This is a genomic window from Modestobacter sp. Leaf380 (assembly GCF_001424485.1).
GTDB lineage: Bacteria > Actinomycetota > Actinomycetes > Mycobacteriales > Geodermatophilaceae > Klenkia.
Genome location: NZ_LMQC01000024.1, coordinates 17863 through 33020 on the forward strand (window position 1 = coordinate 17863; position 15158 = coordinate 33020).

A 15158-nucleotide genomic window follows, 5' to 3' on the forward strand; every position below is an offset into this window, starting at 1 on the left:
CCCACCCGCAGAGAGCGGGTGGGGCCGTCCGGTGGCGACTGGGGTCAGCGGCCCTTCATGGCCGTGTACCACTGGCTGGAGGCCTTCTGGGCCAGGAAGAAGATGCCCACGGCGATCAGCAGCAGCTGGAGGACGCCGGTGATGGTGATCAGCGCGACCCCGGTGCTGGCGATGTTGAACACCGACAGCAGGCTGAGCCCACCCAGCACGAACAGCGTGATCCGCGCCCAGTTCTTGCCCTGGTACGCGAACCAGATGACCGCGCAGTAGGCGGCGAAGAACACCAGGCCGATGACGGCGGCCGTCGCGCCGACACCTGAGCTGAGCCCGGCCGCCTCGGCGGTCTGCGGGTCCAGGCCGGCGTCCCGGAACGCGTTGTCGGTGATGGTGTCCAGGTTCGCGAAGGTGACGATCGAGCTGATCAGCCCGATGACCGTGGCCGCGGCGAACGCGTAGACGCCGTTGGTCACCGTGGACGGGCGCGGCGGACGGGCACCCGCCGGACCCCAGCTGGCCGGCGGCGCGGCCGGGAACCCGCCCTGCCCGTAGCCGGGCTGCTGCTGGCCGTAGCCCGGCTGCTGGCCGTGGCCCTGCTGCTGCCCGTACCCCTGCTGCTGGCCGTACCCCTGCTGGCCGGGGCCCTGCTGGCCGGGGCCCTGCGGCGGCTGCTGGCCGTACTGCGGGGGCTGCTGTCCGTACCCGGGCTGCTGACCCGGTGCCTGCTGACCCGGTGCCTGCTGTCCCCAGCCGGGCTGCTGGCCCGCACCGGGCTGGCCGGGCTCGCCGCCCTGACCGGGTCGGCCCTGGTCCCATCCGCCTGACGTCACGTCGTCGTCCTCCTCCTCGCCGGGGTGCCGGGGGTCGCCCGGCGTGGTGATCATGGGGCACCCGGCCCACCTGCGCAGCAGGTGACACACCCCTGCCCGGTCGGTCGTGCACGACCGACCGGGCAGGGGGCCCGCCGCACCGTCAGACCCCCGTCGGCCGCACCGACGCCCAGGGACGCGGTGTCGGGCTCGGCGACGTCGACGAGCACCCCGTCGCCGTCCCGGACCTCGCCGGACAGCAGCGCGCGGGCCAGCTGGTCGCCGATCGCCGACTGCACCAGCCGGCGCAGCGGTCGGGCGCCGTAGACCGGGTCGAACCCGTTCATCGCCAGCCACTCCCGGGCCGCGTCGGACACCTGCAGGGACAGCCTGCGGGCGGCCAGCCGGCGGGCCAGCACGCCGACCTGGATGTCCACGATGCCGGTCAGCTCGTCGGTGCCCAGCGAGTCGAAGACGACCACGTCGTCGAGGCGGTTGAGGAACTCGGGCTTGAAGTGCGCCCGGACCACCTCGTCCACGGCCCGCCGCTTGGCGTCGGCCGGGACCGACTGGTCGGCGATGACCTGCGAGCCCAGGTTCGACGTCAGCACCAGGATGGTGTTGCGGAAGTCCACCGTCCGCCCCTGGCCGTCGGTCAGCCGGCCGTCGTCGAGCACCTGCAGCAGGACGTCGAAGACGTCGGGGTGGGCCTTCTCGACCTCGTCGAGCAGCACCACCGTGTAGGGGCGACGACGCACCGCCTCGGTCAGCTGGCCGCCCGCCTCGTAGCCCACGTAGCCGGGGGGCGCCCCGACCAGCCGGGACACCGAGTGCTTCTCGGAGTACTCGCTCATGTCGATGCGGACCATCGCCCGCTCGTCGTCGAAGAGGAACTCCGCCAGCGCCTTGGCCAGCTCGGTCTTGCCGACACCGGTGGGGCCCAGGAACAGGAAGGACCCGGTGGGGCGGTCGGGGTCGGCCACCCCGGAGCGGGCCCGGCGGACGGCGTCGGACACCACCCGGACGGCGGCCGGCTGGCCGACGACGCGGCCGGCGAGCACGTCCTCCATCCGCAGCAGCTTGGCGGTCTCGCCCTCCAGCAGCCGGCCGGCCGGGATGCCGGTCCAGGACTGCACGACCTCGGCGATGTCGTCGGGGCCGACCTCCTCCTTGAGCATCGAGGCCTCCGCGGTCGCGCCGGACGCCTCGGCCAGGGCCTTCTCCAGGCTGGGCAGCTGGCCGTACCGCAGCTCCGCCACGCGGGCCAGGTCGCCGTCCCGCTCGGCACGCTCGGCCTCCTGGCGCACCGTCTCCAGCCGCTCCTTGGTCTCCCGGATGCGGTCGATGGCGCCCTTATCCTGCTGCCAGCGGGCGGTCAGCTCGTCGAGCAGCTCCCGCCGGTCGGCCAGGTCCTCGCGCAGGGCGACCAGCCGGGCGGCGGAGGACTCGTCGTCCTCCTTGGCCAGCGCCATCTCCTCGATCTCCAGCCGGCGGACCACCCGCTCGACCTCGTCGACCTCGACCGGGCGGCTGTCGATCTCCATCCGCAGCCGGCTGGCGGCCTCGTCGACCAGGTCGATGGCCTTGTCGGGCAGGAACCGGGCGGTGACGTACCGGTCGGACAGGGTGGCGGCGGAGACGATGGCGGCGTCGGTGATCCGGACGCCGTGGTGCACCTCGTAGCGCTCCTTGAGCCCGCGCAGGATGCCGATCGTGTCCTCGACGGTGGGCTCGCCGACGAACACCTGCTGGAACCGGCGCTCCAGGGCGGCGTCCTTCTCGATGTGCTCGCGGAACTCGTCCAGCGTGGTGGCACCGACCATCCGCAGCTCACCACGGGCCAGCATCGGCTTGATCATGTTGCCGGCGTCCATGGCGGAGTCACCGGAGGCACCGGCCCCGACGATGGTGTGCAGCTCGTCGATGAAGGTGACGATCTCGCCGTCGGACTCGGTGATCTCGGTCAGGACCGCCTTGAGGCGCTCCTCGAACTCGCCGCGGAACTTGGCCCCGGCGACCATCGCGGACAGGTCCAGGCTCATCAGCCGCTTGCCCTTGAGGCTCTCCGGGACGTCGCCGGCGACCATCCGCTGCGCCAGGCCCTCGACGATCGCGGTCTTGCCGACGCCGGGCTCCCCGATCAGCACCGGGTTGTTCTTGGTCCGACGGGACAGCACCTGCACGACGCGGCGGATCTCGGTGTCCCGGCCGATGACCGGGTCCATCTTCCCGTCGCGGGCCCGCTCGGTGAGGTCGACGGCGTACTTCTCCAGGGCCTCGAAGGTGCCCTCGGGGTCCGCGGAGGTGACCTTGCGCGAACCCCGGACGGTCCGGAAGGCGGCCAGCAGCGAGTCGGCCGAGGCCCCCGCGCCGGTCAGCACCGACCCGGCCTCACCGCCGACGGTGGCCAGCCCGACCAGCAGGTGCTCGGTGGAGACGAACTCGTCGCCCAGCGCCGAGGCCTGTTCGCCGGCGGCGTTGACCACCCGCAGGAGGTCCCGGGACGGCGCGGGTGCCGGCACGCTGGACCCGGACACACTGGGCAGCCGGCGCACGGCGGCCTCGGCCTTGGCGCGGACCTCCCCCGGGATCGCCCCGGTGGCCTGCAGCAGCGGAGCGGTGATGCCGTCGGCCTGGTCGAGCAGGGCGACGAGCAGGTGCAGCGGCTCCAGGCTCGCCTGGCCGCGGTCGACCGCCAGCCGCTGGGCCGCGGCGATGGCCTCCTGCGATCGGGTGGTCAGCTTGTCCATGGTCGGGACGGGGTCCTCTCGGTCAGGTGGTGTCAGTGGGGTGGTGTCGGTGGGGTGGTGTCGGTGGGTGGTGCTCGCTGACTCCGTCAACGGAGCAGGACTTGAGTCTGTTCCGCTCAACTCTGTCCGTCCAGTCCGGACCCGGGACATTCCGGAACGCAATCCGGTGGTCCACGACTTAGGCTTGCCCGATGTCGGACTCCCCGTCGCCGAGCGTCGCTCTGGACGACCAGCTCTGCTTCGCGCTCTACGCCGCTTCCCGGGCCGTGACGGCCCGCTACCGTCCGATGCTGGACCAGATGGGGCTGACCTATCCCCAGTACCTGGTGATGATGCTGCTCTGGGAGACCGACGGACAGACCGTGGGCCAACTCGGTTCCCGACTGGCCCTGGACTCCGGGACGCTGTCCCCGCTGCTCAAGCGGCTCACCGCCGCCGGCCTGGTCACCCGGCACCGCCGCGTGGACGACGAGCGTTCGGTCTCCATCCAGCTCACCGACGCCGGCAGGGCACTGGAGTCCCAGGCGATGGACGTGTCGACCGAGATGATCGGGGCACTGGGCATGGCGATCAGCGAGTTCGACCACCTCAAGGCCGAGCTGCGGGCCCTCACCGAGCGGGTCGTCGAGGACGGGAACAAGGCCCGGACCTGATCAGTTGTGTACAACTGACTGTCGTCGACACCACGGCGACCCCTCACACGCCAGGAGGCACGATGCCCACGCGCACCGCACGCACCGCATGGAACGGCACCCTCGAGGAGGGCTCCGGACAGGTCGAGCTGTCCAGCAGCAAGGTCGGCACCTACGAGGTGTCCTTCCCCAAGCGAGCCGCTGACGAGGCCGGTGGCACCACCTCCCCCGAGGAGCTCATCGCCGCGGCGCACTCCTCCTGCTTCGCCATGCAGCTCTCGGCCCTGATCGCCCAGGCCGGCGGCACCCCGGAGTCCCTCGAGGTCGCAGCCGACGTCTCCCTCGGCCCGGACTCGGCCAACGGCGGCTTCAAGCTCACCGGCATCGCGCTCACCGTCCGCGGCGAGGTCACCGGCCTCGACGCCGCCGGCTTCGAGAAGGCCGCCCAGGACGCCAAGGCCGGCTGCCCGGTCAGCAAGGCCCTGACCGGCGTCGAGATCACCCTGGACGCCGCGCTCGTCTCCTGAGCCCCGGCACACGGCCCCGTCTCCCCCCGGGAGGCGGGGCCGTCGTGCGTCCAGGGCCGTCGTGGGTTCAGGGCCGCCAGGCGTAGCGGCGCTCGGGTCGGCCGGTGGAGCCGTAGCGCAGGTGCACCCCGACCCGGCCGGTCGCGGCGAAGTGCTCCAGGTACCGGCGTGCGCTCACGCGGGAGGCACCGAGGGACTCGGCGCACTCGGTCGCCGACAGGCCCTCCTCCCCCGCCGCCCGCAGCGCCTGCTCCACGCGCTGCGCCGTCTCCCGGGACAGCCCCTTGGGCATGCCCCGCGCCAGCAGCGCCTCCGAGGGCCCGGTGAAGGCCCGGTCGACGTCGGACTGCTCGGCCGCGGCCACCGAGGACAGGTGCTCCCGCACCTGCCGGTAGTGCAGCAGGCGCACCCGCAGGTCCTCCGCGGTGAACGGCTTGAGCAGGTAGGACACCGCACCGCCCCGGACCGCGGCCTGCACGGTGTCCACCTCGCGGGCCGCGGTCACCATCAGCACGTCCAGGTCCGGGGTGCCCTCCCGCAGCCGGCGCAGCACCTCGGTGCCCGGGACGTCGGGCAGGTGCACGTCCAGCAGCACCAGGTCCACCCCGCCGTGCCCGACCCGGTCCAGCGCGTCCTGCCCGGTCCCGGCGACGCCGACCGTGCGGAAGCCCTCGACGCGGTCCACGAAGCCCTTGTTCACCGCGGCCACCAGCGGGTCGTCGTCCACCACCAGCACCCGGACCGGGCCGGTCACGCGGCACCGACCGGGGCGGCCAGCTCGTCGGCGTGCACCGGCAGCCGCGCGGTGAACACCGCCCCGCCGCCCGCCGGGGAGTCCACCCGCACGTCGCCGCCGCGCCGCCCGCAGACCAGCTGCACCAGCGCCAGGCCGTGCCCACGACCCTCGCCGTCCTTGGTGGACACCCCGCGCCGGAACACCGAGTGCAGGACGGCGGGGTCCACCCCCGGCCCGTCGTCGGCGACCTCGACCAGCACGTCGTCCCCCTCGACCAGCGCGGTGAGCAGCACGTGCGCGCCCGGGGTCGGGCCGACGGCGTCCAGCGCGTTGTCGACCAGGTTGCCCAGCACCGTCACCAGGTCCGCGGCCAGGCCCGGGGCCACCCGCGGCAGCCCGGAGTCCGCCGAGACCTCCAGCACCGCGCCGCGCTCCCGGGCCAGGCTGGCCTTGGCGACGACCAGGGCCGCCACCGTGGGGTCGGCGAGCTGCCGGCCCACCCCGGCGTCGGCGGCCGCGCTGTCCCGGCCCAGCGCCTCGATGAAGCCGACCACGTCGTCGTGCAGGCCCAGCTGCACCAGCCCGGAGATCGTGTGCAGCCGGTTGGCGAACTCGTGGGTCTGCGCGCGCAGCGTCTCGCTGACGTCGCGGCTGGTGACCAGCTGCTGCTGCAGCGCCACCAGCTCGGTGTGGTCCCGCAGCGTCGTCACCGAACCCAGCGCCCGGCCCCCACGCTCCAGGTCGGTGCGGGTGAGGACCAGCAGCCGGCCGGAGCGGACCACCATCCGGTCGGGTTCCGGCGTCCCGGACCGGCCGGTGAGCAGGCCCAGCAGCGGTTCCTCGGGCACGTGGTCGGCCAGCGGCGTCCCCACGCAGTCCTCGGGCAGGTCCAGCAGCTCCACCGCGGCCTCGTTGACCAGAGTGACCCGACCCTCGACGTCCAGGCCGAGCACGCCCTCGCGGATGCCGTGCAGCATCGCCTCGCGGTGCTCGGTGAGCGAGGCGATCTCCGCCGGCTCCAGGCCCAGGGTCTGCCGCTTGACCCGGCGCGCCAGGAACACCGATCCGGCGACGCCCAGCACCCCGGCCACCACCAGGTAGGTCAGCAGGTCCGGCAGCGCGGTGACCAGCAACGCCGCGGTGCTGGGGTCGTCGATGGCGACGACGACGGTGCCCAGCAGGGCGCCGTCGTCCCCGAGCACGGGGGCACGTGCGGCTCGGACGTCGCGGTCCCCCAGCGTCGTCCCACCGCTCCAGCCGGCCGCGGCGTCGCCGTCCCCGGGGGTGAGGGTGGTGCGCAGCAGCCGGGGGTCGTCGGGGGCGGCCAGCACCAGCCCGGCGGCGTCGGTGACCACGATCGAGTCGACGTCGCTGGTGGTGCGCAGGTCCTCCACGACCGGGGCGATCTGGGCCCCGTCGGCGGCCACCTCGGTCAACTCGAAGCGCAGCACCGGGACGCTGGCCGCGTACTCCGCGACGGCCCGGGCGCGCCGGTCGGCGCCGGCCTCCGTGGCGTACCGGCTCTGCGCGACCGACACCGCCGCGACGCCGAGCACGACGACCGCGACCAGCCCCAGCTGGAAGGCCAGCAGCCGCCCGGCGAGGGAGGTCGGACGGCGGGCCACCCCGCCATGATGGCCCTCCCGGTGTCGTGGGCCACCATGGGCGCCATGCGCGCCGTGGCCGGACTGCTCGTCGTCCTGGCCGTGCTGACCGGGTGCAGCGGGGGTCGCGACCCCGTCACCGACCTGCGGGTCATGGTGCCCAACACGGTCGGGGGCGGCTACGACGTCACCGCCCGGACGGCGGTGCGGGTGCTGGAGGAGACCGGCCTGGCCGAGGGCGTGGAGGTCTTCCAGCTGCCCGGGTCCGGCGGGACGGTCGGGCTGGCCCGGCTGTCCGGCGAGGCCGGCAACGGGGACCTGCTGATGAGCATGGGACTGGGCCTGCTGGCGGCGTCCCGGGCCGGGGAGGTGCCCACCACGGTCGCCGACGTCACCCCGGTGGCGCGGCTGCTGGAGGAGTCCGGCGCGGTCCTGGTCGCCGCGGACTCCCCCTACCGCTCGATGGACGACCTGGTCGCCGCCTGGACCGCCGACCCCGCGTCCTTCGTCGTCGGTGGCGGGTCCGCACCGGCCGGCCCGGACAGCCTGCTGGCGCTGCGGCTGGCCGCAGCACTCGGCATCGCCCCCGCGGACGTGGACTACCTGGGCTTCGACGGCGGCGGGGACCTGGTGCCCGCCCTGCTGTCCGGGCAGGTGCAGGTGGCGCTGTCGGGCAACGCGGAGTTCGCCGACCAGCTGGCCGGCGGCGAGGTCCGGGCGCTGGCCACCACGGGCGCCGAGCGGGTGCGCGCGGTGGACGCCCCGACCCTGCGCGAGCTGGGCATCGACGTCGTGTTCAGCAACTGGCGTGGCCTGGTCGCCCCGCCCGGCCTGACCGAGGCGGAGGTCCGGCGGCTGACCGACCTGGTCCTCGCCCTGCACGACACCCCGCAGTGGCGGGCCGCGCTGACCACGAACTCCTGGACCGACGCCCTGCTCACCGGCCCGGAGTTCGCCGCCTTCCTCACCGGACAGCAGCAGCTGGTGGACGACACCCTCACGCAGCTGCGCTGAGCACCGGGACGGCGCGCAGCTGCTCACCCAGCAGGACGGTGCGCAGCAGGGACTCGGCCGCCCCGGTGACCAGCGGCGCGGCGTCCGTCATCGCCTGCGCGAGGGTCATCGGCCCGGTGACGATGCTGGCCACCGCACCGATGCCCAGGTCGTAGACCGCCGGCCAGCCCTCGCCCAGCGTGCCGGCCAGGGCCACCACCGGGGTGCCGGCGGCCCGGCAGCGGCGGGCGACCTCGGCGGGCACCTTGCCGCGCGGGGTCTGGGCATCCAGCTGGCCCTCCGCGGTGACGACGAGGTCGGCGGCGGCGATGAGCTCGTCGAGCCGGGCGCCGGCGAGCCGGCTGTCGAAGAACACGTCGAACCGGCAGGCCAGCTCGGCGCCGATCGCGGCCAGCCCCGCGCCCAGCCCGCCGGAGGCGCCGCTGCCCGGGAGCGTCGCGAGCTCCCGGCCGCTGACCCGGGACAGCACCGCCGCCCAGCGCTCCAGACCGGCGGCCAGCTGCTCGACCTGCTCGGGGGTCGCACCCTTCTGCGGGCCGAACACCCGGGCCACCCCGCGCGGGCCGGTGAGCACGTTCGTCAGGTTCCCGGCGACCACCAGCTCGACGTCGGCCAGCCGGGGGTCCAGCCCGGACAGGTCGACGTCGGCGACCTCACCGAGGGCGGCGGCACCCCGGCCCAGCGCCCGGCCGTCGGCGGCCAGCAGCCGGGCGCCGAGGGCCTGCAGGGCGCCGGCACCGCCGTCGCTGGTGCCGGAGTCCCCGCAGCCGACGACGACCCGGTGGCAGCCGGTGTCCAGGGCGGCCAGCACCAGCTCGCCGACCCCGGCGGTGGTGGTGGCCGTGGGGTCGCGCCGGTCCCGCGGGACCAGTGCCAGCCCGGCGGCCGAGGCCATGTCCAGCACCACGGTGCCCCGCGAGGAGCCGCCGAGCACCGCCACGTGCGCGGTCACCGGGAGGCCGACCGGGCCGGTGACCCCACACGGCAGCAGGTGCCCGCCGGTGGCCGCGGCCAGGGCGGCGGCCGAGCCCTCCCCGCCGTCCACCAGGGGGACCCGGTCGATGACGGCGTCGGGCAGTACCCGCCGCACGCCCTCGGCGATGGCGGTGGCCACCTCGCCGGTGTCCAGGCACTCCTTGAAACCGCTGGGGGCGACGAGCACGCGGGTGATCGACATGGTGGGGCTCCTTCGTTCTGGGTGGTCGGGGGCGGGGGGCTTCAGGGCGCGAGGGGGAGGCCGAGGACCGGCCAGACCACGAGGGAGAAGGCGACGACGAGCGCGGCGGTGAGCGGGCCGAGGACGGCCGAGAGCCGGCGCAGCTCGCGCGGGCCGTAGGTGGGCACGCCCTGCACCCGGGCGAAGACGGCGACCGGCTTCGCGGAGGCGGGCAGCGTGTGGCAGAACCCGGCGGCCGCGGTCGAGGCCATCGCGGCCGCGACCGGGTCGACCCCGGCGACCGGCGCGAGGGCCACCACCAGCGGGACCAGGACGGCCGAACGGGCGGTGCGCGAGGCGATGACCAGGTGCGCGGCGGTGGAGACGACGACCACCACGACCAGGAAGGCGACCGGTGAGCCGGTGGCCGGGCCGATGGCGACCCCGGCCAGTGCGGCAGCGGCGCCGGAGCCGACCAGCGCGGAACCCAGCGCCAGGGTGGCGGCCAGGAACAGCAGCAGCGACCACGGCACCTGGACCAGCGCGTCCCCGAGCCGGGTGCGCCCGAAGCCGGGGGCGGTGACGACGAGCGCGGCGCCGAGGGCGACCAGCGCCGGGGACAGCCCGTGCAGCGCCTCGGTGCACCACAGCGTGACGACGACCGCGAGCAGCCCCAGCACCCGGCGCTCCTCCCGGGTGAGCGCGGCCGGGGTGCCGACCTCGGCGGACAGCTCGGCGGCCGACACCCGCAGCGGCGTGGCCCGCTCGGCGCGGTCGGTGCTCAGCAGCAGCACGACCTCGGCGGCCAGGTGCGAGCTGACCAGCGCCAGCGGCAGGCCCAGCAGCACCCAGCGCAGGAAGGACACGCCCTCACCGGTGGCCTCGGTGAGCACGGCGCTGGTGACCAGGTGCGCGCCGGCGCCCAGCAGCGAGCCGACCGCGGACAGCAGCACGACGGTGGGCACCAGCAGCGCCAGCCCCCGCACCAGCTGGGGTCGGTCCCGCAGCACCCGGGCGAGAGCGAGGAACACCGGCAGCGCGAGCGCGGCCCGCCCCGACGTGGAGGGCACCGCGAACGTGGTGGCGACCAGCGCCAGGGTCGTCAGGTGCACCAGTCCGCGCGGGCTGCGGGCCCGGGTCAGCAGCCGGCTCGCGGCGCGGTCGGCCAGCCCGGAGGCGGCGACGGCGACGCCCACCACGAAGGCGGCGACCAGCAGCCAGACGACGTCGGAGCCCAGGCTGGCGAACAGCTCGTCGGCCGGCAGCACCCCGGTCAGTGCCAGCACCAGTGCCGCGGCCAGCGCGACGGCGGTGTCGTCGAGGTCGGTGGCGATCCAGGCCCAGGTGGCGACGGCGAACACCGCCAGCACCAGGGCGGCCGGGCCGGTCAGCCCACCGGTGACCCGGCCGGCCAGCACCGCCAGCAGCACCCCGGCCAGCAGCCCGACGCCGACCAGGTCGCGGCCGCGCAGGCCCACGAGCAGAGCGGCGGCCCGGGCCAGCAGGGCGGTGAGCCTCATGCGCTGCGCGGTGAGCCGGACGCGCAGCGCGATGAGCCGGGCGCCGGGGGTGGTGACCCGGGTGCCCGGTCGGCGGGCGGGGCCGACCAGTGGCTGCTGCGCGGTCGGCTGGTCGGTGCCGGCCTGCGCGGGCCCTGTGTGCTCGAGGGCGGCCTGCGCCGGGTCGGCCTGCTCGGTGGCGGCCTGCTCGGTGGCCTGCCCGGGGGCGGCCTGCTCGGCGGCCACGGCCATCGGCCGGGTGCGGTCGGCGAGGGTCGGCAGCTCGTCCGTGGCGGCGGTGGAGGTGGACACGACGTGAACGGTGTCCGGCGCTCCGGTGCCCTCCGTGAGACCCGGGTGGCAGTCCTCTCATCCCGGCGTCGCGGGTGCGCGCGGTCAGGGGCGCACGGGTCACGGGTCACGGGTGCGCGGGTGCGCGGGTCACGGGTGCGCGGGTCACCGCACAGGCGCGCGGCCCCCGCGCAGGCGCGCGGCGACCGCCCGGGTGCGCGCTCACGCGGCCTCGTCCCGGCCGTCACCGGCCTGGACGCGCACCACCGGCCCGGGTGCGCGTCCAGGCCGGCACGGTCGCGCGGACGTCGGTGTGGGCGCGCAGCCACGACCAGGCTGCGCGCCCGCGCCCGCGCCCGCACCCGCACCCGCACCGCGCCCGCGCCCGGACCGCCCGTGCCCCGTCCCCGGCGGCGGCGCTGGTCCCCCCTCCGGGCGGCGCTGGTCCCCCTCCTCCGGGCGGCGCTGGTCCCCCTCCTCCGGGCGGCGCTGGTCCCCCTCCCCGGGACGACCAGAGGCCCGCCCCCGGGTGGGGACGGGCCTCGCGGTGCTGCGGCCGGGCTCAGCGGCGGGCGTCGGCCCGCTCGTGGGCGCCGGCGTCGGACTCGTGCCGGCCGTGCTGGTCCTCCAGCTCGATGCCGGTGAACTCGGTGACCCGGACCGGCTGCTCTGGGGCCTCCCCGCCGCCGACGGCGTGCCGTCCGGCGAGCTGGGCGTCGACGTCGGCGGTGCTGCCCTCGGCCGGCCGGGCTGCCCGGTGCTGCTCGGCGGGCTCCTGGGTCGGGTCGAGCACCCGGTCGCCGGAGGCCATCCGCTCGTCGCCGCTCTCGGTGCGCAGCGCGACCTCGCGGATGAACACCACGGCCAGGAACGTGATGACCGACAGCAGCGCAGCGATCAGGAAGATCCGGCCGGTCGCGTCGCCGTAGGAGACCCGGATCAGGTCCTGGATCTCCGGTGGCGCGGTGCTCAGCGTCGCCAGTCCGACGTCCCCACCGCCGGCCTGACCGGCCGCGCCGGCGGGCAGCCCGTCGGTGATCAGCGTGGTCACCCGGGCGCTGAGGACGGCGCCCAGCACCGAGACGCCGATGGTGCCGCCCAGGCTGCGGAAGAAGGCCACCGCGGAGCTCGCGGCACCCAGGTCCGAGGCCGCAACCGTGTTCTGCACGGCGAGCACCAGGTTCTGCATCGTCATGCCGATGCCCAGGCCCAGGACGGCGAGGAAGAACCCGAGCAGGACCATGTCCGTGGTGTGGTCGATGGTCGACAGCAGGCCGAACCCGGCGGCGACCAGCACCGACCCGGCGACCAGGTAGGCCTTCCACTTCCCGTACTTGGAGATCAGGATCCCCGACGCGGTGGAGGAGACGAGCAGGCCACCGACCATCGGGATGGTCAGCAGGCCGGCCGCGGTCGGCGAGTAGCCCCGGGAGATCTGCAGGTACTGGCCCAGGAAGACCGTGGAGCCGAAGAGCGCGACGCCGACGGCGACCGAGGCGATGATCGCCAGCGTCGTCGTCCGGTCGCGGAACAGCCGCAGCGGGACGATCGGCTCCTTCGCGCGCATCTCGGTGACGACGAAAGCGACGACGGCGAGCAGCCCGCCGCCGACCATCAGCAGGGTCTCCAGCGACATCCAGGCAAAGGTGTCCCCGGCCAGGGTGACCCAGATCAGCAGCGCGGAGACGCCGGCGGTCAGGAACGCCGCGCCCAGGTAGTCGATGGTGACGTCGCGCTTGACGGTGGGCAGGTGCAGCGTGCGCTGCAGCAGCACCAGCGCGACGACGGCGAACGGGACGCCGACGAAGAAGCACCAGCGCCAGCCCAGCCAGCTGGTGTCGACCAGCAGCCCACCGATCAGCGGGCCGCCGACGGTCGCCACGGCCATCACGCCGCCCAGCAGGCCGGAGTACCGGCCGCGCTCACGGGGGCTGATCATCGCGGCCATCGCGATCTGCACGAGCGCCTGCAGGCCGCCCAGGCCCAGGCCCTGCAGCACGCGCCAGCCGATCAGCGTGGGCACCGACTGCGCGAGTCCGGCGAGCATCGAGCCGACGACGAAGACGACGATGGCGATCTGGATGAGCAGCTTCTTGCTCATCAGGTCGGCGAGCTTGCCCCAGATCGGGGTGGAGGCGGTGCTGGCCAGCAGCGTCGCGGTGACGACCCAGGTGTACTGGCTCTGGCTGCCGCGCAGGTCGGTGATGATCGTGGGCAGGGCGTTCGAGACGACCGTCGAGGACAGGAACGCCACGAACAGCGCCAGGAGCAGCCCGGACAGGGCCTCCAGGATCTGCCGGTGGGTCATCCGGCCCTGCTGCTCGACCGCGGGCGCGGCGGCGGGGGTCTTCCCCGAGACGGTCCGCTCGGTGGTGGTGCTGGCCATGCTGGGTTCTCCCGGGTGGTGCGGAGGGGTGGGGGCTGGGCGCGCCGGGCGGGCCGGCGCCCGGTCAGCCGGGTGCGGTGGCTCGATCGGTGGCAGCCCGGTCGGTGGCGGCCCTGTCGGTGGCGGCGAGGTCGGTGGTGAGGTCGGTGGTGAGCCGCTCCAGCAGGCGGGTGAGCTGCGCGGCCTCCTCCTCGGTCCAGTCGGCGAGGGCGGCCTGGGCCCACTGGCCGCGCACGCTGCGGGTGCGTTGCAGGGCGGCGGTGCCCTCGGCGGACAACGAGATGAGGCTGGCCCGGCCGTCCTGCGGGTCGGGCCGACGGTGGACGTACCCCGAGCGCTCCAGGGCCGCCACCTGCCGGCTCGCGACGGACACGTCGACACCGAGGCTGCAGGCCAGCGTGCTGAGCCGCTGCTCCCCCGAGATCTCCAGCGGCGCCATCACGGCCCAGCCGAAGGAGGGCAGGTCGCCGTACAGCTCGTGGGCGGCGCGGTGCGAGAGCTGCCGGCCCACGCGCAGCAGCTGGCCCATGCCGGCGGTCAGCCGGTCGGTGGTGTCCTGCGTGATGCCCACGGGGTGCCTCCTGCGTTGCTTGTAGACCTCAACCATCTTCTGTCAGTTGGTTGTTGTCTGCAACTGCACCCGCTGTGAACCCCGGCACCCCACGACGACAGCAGGCCCGGCCGAGTCGGCCGGGCCTGCTGTCGTACTGGCTGGTGCGGTGCCGGGTCAGCCCTCGGGCTGGACGGACTGCTGCGAGGCCTGGGCCTCACGGGCCTCCCCGAGCCGGTTCAACCGGCCCAGCAGCTCGGCCATGGTGGCCACGTCCCGGGTCTGCCAGTCGGCGAGGTCGGTCTCCCAGCGGGAGCGGCGGGCGTCCCGAATCTCGGACAACCGGCGGTGGCCCTCCTCGGAGGTCGACAGCACCTGCGCCCGGCCGTCGTCGGGGTCCGCGGCCCGGTCCACCAGGCCCAGGTCGACCAGCGAGGCCACCTGCCGGCTCACCGTGGACTTGTCCAGCCCCAGCCGGGTGACGACGTCGCTGGCGCGCAGCGGGCCGGCGTCGTCGAGCAGCACCAGCAGGCCGTAGGCGGCGCCGTCGAGCCCGCGGTGCAGCTCACTGGCCAGCCGGCCGTGGATGGCCCGCGCCCGGCGCAGCAGCAGCGCCACCTCGCGCTCGAGCATCACGTAGGCGGCGTGCGCGTCCAGCTCGTCGCCGGGCCGGGACCCGGCGGGGTCGCGGTCGACGGTCGTCCCGGCGGCGGTCTGCTGTGCGCTCACGTTGTCCTCCACGTCTGCGACCTGCGGTGGGTTCCCGACAGCGCCCGTGCCGGTGGTCACCGGGCGCCCCGCGGTGGCCGCGGCCGCCAGACGACGAGGGCCGAACCGGGCACCGGGTGGGTGAGGTCGGGCCGGAACCCGGCCGCCACCGCGGACTCCGCGGCCATCGCCCGACGCTGTGCGCCGTCGAGCTCGGCGAGCAGCTCGTGCACCCGCTCCTGCAGCGCCTCGACCTGGGACTCCAGCTCGATGATCCGCTTGATGCCGGCCAGGTTGACGCCGTCCTCCTGGCTCAGCCGCTGGACCTCGCGCAGCAGGGCGACGTCCCGGGGGCTGTAGCGGCGTCCGCCCCCGGCGGTGCGACCCGGGCGGACGAGGCCCAGCCGGTCGTACTGGCGCAGTGTCTGGGCGTGCATGCCGGCCAGCTCGGCGGCGACGGAGATGACGAAGACCGGGGCGTCCTCGGCCACCGACCGGG

The 15158-nt window shown here is 75.1% G+C and carries 13 protein-coding genes; 3 read left to right on the forward strand and 10 right to left on the reverse strand.

Annotated features, from left to right (window positions below):
- Window positions 1-44: 44 nt before the first annotated feature.
- Complete coding sequence (locus ASG41_RS23845; RefSeq protein WP_157519629.1) at window positions 45-881, reverse strand: hypothetical protein; 837 nt, start codon at window positions 879-881, stop codon at window positions 45-47.
- Window positions 878-3556: an ATP-dependent chaperone ClpB gene (gene clpB, locus ASG41_RS21315; protein ID WP_082557210.1), complete on the reverse strand. Its 2679-nt coding sequence runs from the start codon at window positions 3554-3556 to the stop codon at window positions 878-880. Before clpB ends, ASG41_RS23845 begins: the two co-directional genes overlap by 4 nt.
- Window positions 3557-3747: 191 nt before the next feature.
- Between clpB and ASG41_RS21320 the strand changes: the two genes are divergently transcribed.
- Both ASG41_RS21320 and ASG41_RS21325 read left to right on the forward strand, forming a co-directional pair.
- Complete coding sequence (locus tag ASG41_RS21320; RefSeq protein WP_056300395.1) at window positions 3748-4209, forward strand: MarR family winged helix-turn-helix transcriptional regulator; 462 nt, start codon at window positions 3748-3750, stop codon at window positions 4207-4209.
- A 62-nt stretch (window positions 4210-4271) separates the two neighbouring features.
- The gene (locus tag ASG41_RS21325; RefSeq protein WP_056300397.1) at window positions 4272-4715 is read left to right on the forward strand and encodes an OsmC family protein; all 444 of its coding nucleotides are present in this window, start codon (window positions 4272-4274) and stop codon (window positions 4713-4715) included.
- A 67-nt stretch (window positions 4716-4782) separates the two neighbouring features.
- Here the strand turns inward: ASG41_RS21325 and ASG41_RS21330 are convergent, their stop codons facing one another.
- On the reverse strand, window positions 4783-5469 hold the full coding sequence (locus ASG41_RS21330; protein WP_056300401.1) for a response regulator: 687 nt from the start codon (window positions 5467-5469) through the stop codon (window positions 4783-4785).
- Window positions 5466-7076, reverse strand: a complete 1611-nt coding sequence (locus tag ASG41_RS21335; protein ID WP_056300405.1) for a sensor histidine kinase — start codon at window positions 7074-7076, stop codon at window positions 5466-5468. The genes ASG41_RS21330 and ASG41_RS21335 overlap by 4 nt, the downstream gene beginning before the upstream one ends.
- A gap of 9 nt (window positions 7077-7085) precedes the next feature.
- Here ASG41_RS21335 and ASG41_RS21340 point away from each other — a divergent pair, with 9 nt between their 5' ends.
- Complete coding sequence (locus tag ASG41_RS21340) at window positions 7086-8069, forward strand: tripartite tricarboxylate transporter substrate binding protein (RefSeq protein WP_056300726.1); 984 nt, start codon at window positions 7086-7088, stop codon at window positions 8067-8069.
- On the opposite strand, the gene ASG41_RS21345 is transcribed toward ASG41_RS21340, so the two are convergent.
- The 6 genes from ASG41_RS21345 to ASG41_RS21370 all read right to left on the reverse strand — a co-directional run bounded on the left by ASG41_RS21345 (window position 8053) and on the right by ASG41_RS21370 (window position 15096).
- The gene (locus ASG41_RS21345; RefSeq protein ID WP_056300407.1) at window positions 8053-9246 is read right to left on the reverse strand and encodes a glycerate kinase; all 1194 of its coding nucleotides are present in this window, start codon (window positions 9244-9246) and stop codon (window positions 8053-8055) included. The two genes, ASG41_RS21340 and ASG41_RS21345, sit on opposite strands and share 17 nt — an antisense overlap.
- 41 nt (window positions 9247-9287) lie before the next feature.
- A complete protein-coding gene (locus ASG41_RS21350; protein WP_200939172.1) occupies window positions 9288-11036 on the reverse strand; it encodes an SLC13 family permease in 1749 nt (582 codons plus the stop codon).
- A gap of 541 nt (window positions 11037-11577) precedes the next feature.
- Window positions 11578-13401 carry an MDR family MFS transporter gene (locus ASG41_RS21355; protein WP_082557211.1) on the reverse strand — a complete coding sequence of 608 codons (1824 nt, stop codon included), beginning with the start codon at window positions 13399-13401 and terminating at the stop codon, window positions 11578-11580.
- Window positions 13402-13465: 64 nt separating this feature from the next.
- Window positions 13466-13972: a MarR family winged helix-turn-helix transcriptional regulator gene (locus ASG41_RS21360; protein ID WP_056300411.1), complete on the reverse strand. Its 507-nt coding sequence runs from the start codon at window positions 13970-13972 to the stop codon at window positions 13466-13468.
- Between the two features lie 156 nt (window positions 13973-14128).
- Window positions 14129-14680, reverse strand: coding sequence for a MarR family winged helix-turn-helix transcriptional regulator (locus ASG41_RS21365; protein WP_235564989.1), 552 nt, complete (start codon window positions 14678-14680; stop codon window positions 14129-14131).
- 56 nt (window positions 14681-14736) lie between these two features.
- Complete coding sequence (locus ASG41_RS21370; protein ID WP_235565005.1) at window positions 14737-15096, reverse strand: heat shock protein transcriptional repressor HspR; 360 nt, start codon at window positions 15094-15096, stop codon at window positions 14737-14739.
- Between the last annotated feature and the right edge of the window lie 62 nt (window positions 15097-15158).

Excerpts from the sequence above, each read along its gene's own strand:
- ASG41_RS23845 (WP_157519629.1), bottom strand. The coding sequence starts at position 881 with ATGATCACCACGCCGGGCGACCCCCGGCACCCCGGCGAGGAGGAGGAC.
- clpB (WP_082557210.1), bottom strand. The coding sequence starts at position 3,556 with ATGGACAAGCTGACCACCCGATCGCAGGAGGCCATCGCCGCGGCCCAG.
- ASG41_RS21320 (WP_056300395.1), top strand. The coding sequence starts at position 3,748 with ATGTCGGACTCCCCGTCGCCGAGCGTCGCTCTGGACGACCAGCTCTGC.
- ASG41_RS21325 (WP_056300397.1), top strand. The coding sequence starts at position 4,272 with ATGCCCACGCGCACCGCACGCACCGCATGGAACGGCACCCTCGAGGAG.
- ASG41_RS21340 (WP_056300726.1), top strand. The coding sequence starts at position 7,086 with ATGGCCCTCCCGGTGTCGTGGGCCACCATGGGCGCCATGCGCGCCGTG.
- ASG41_RS21345 (WP_056300407.1), bottom strand. The coding sequence starts at position 9,246 with ATGTCGATCACCCGCGTGCTCGTCGCCCCCAGCGGTTTCAAGGAGTGC.
- ASG41_RS21355 (WP_082557211.1), bottom strand. The coding sequence starts at position 13,401 with ATGGCCAGCACCACCACCGAGCGGACCGTCTCGGGGAAGACCCCCGCC.
- ASG41_RS21370 (WP_235565005.1), bottom strand. The coding sequence starts at position 15,096 with ATGCACGCCCAGACACTGCGCCAGTACGACCGGCTGGGCCTCGTCCGC.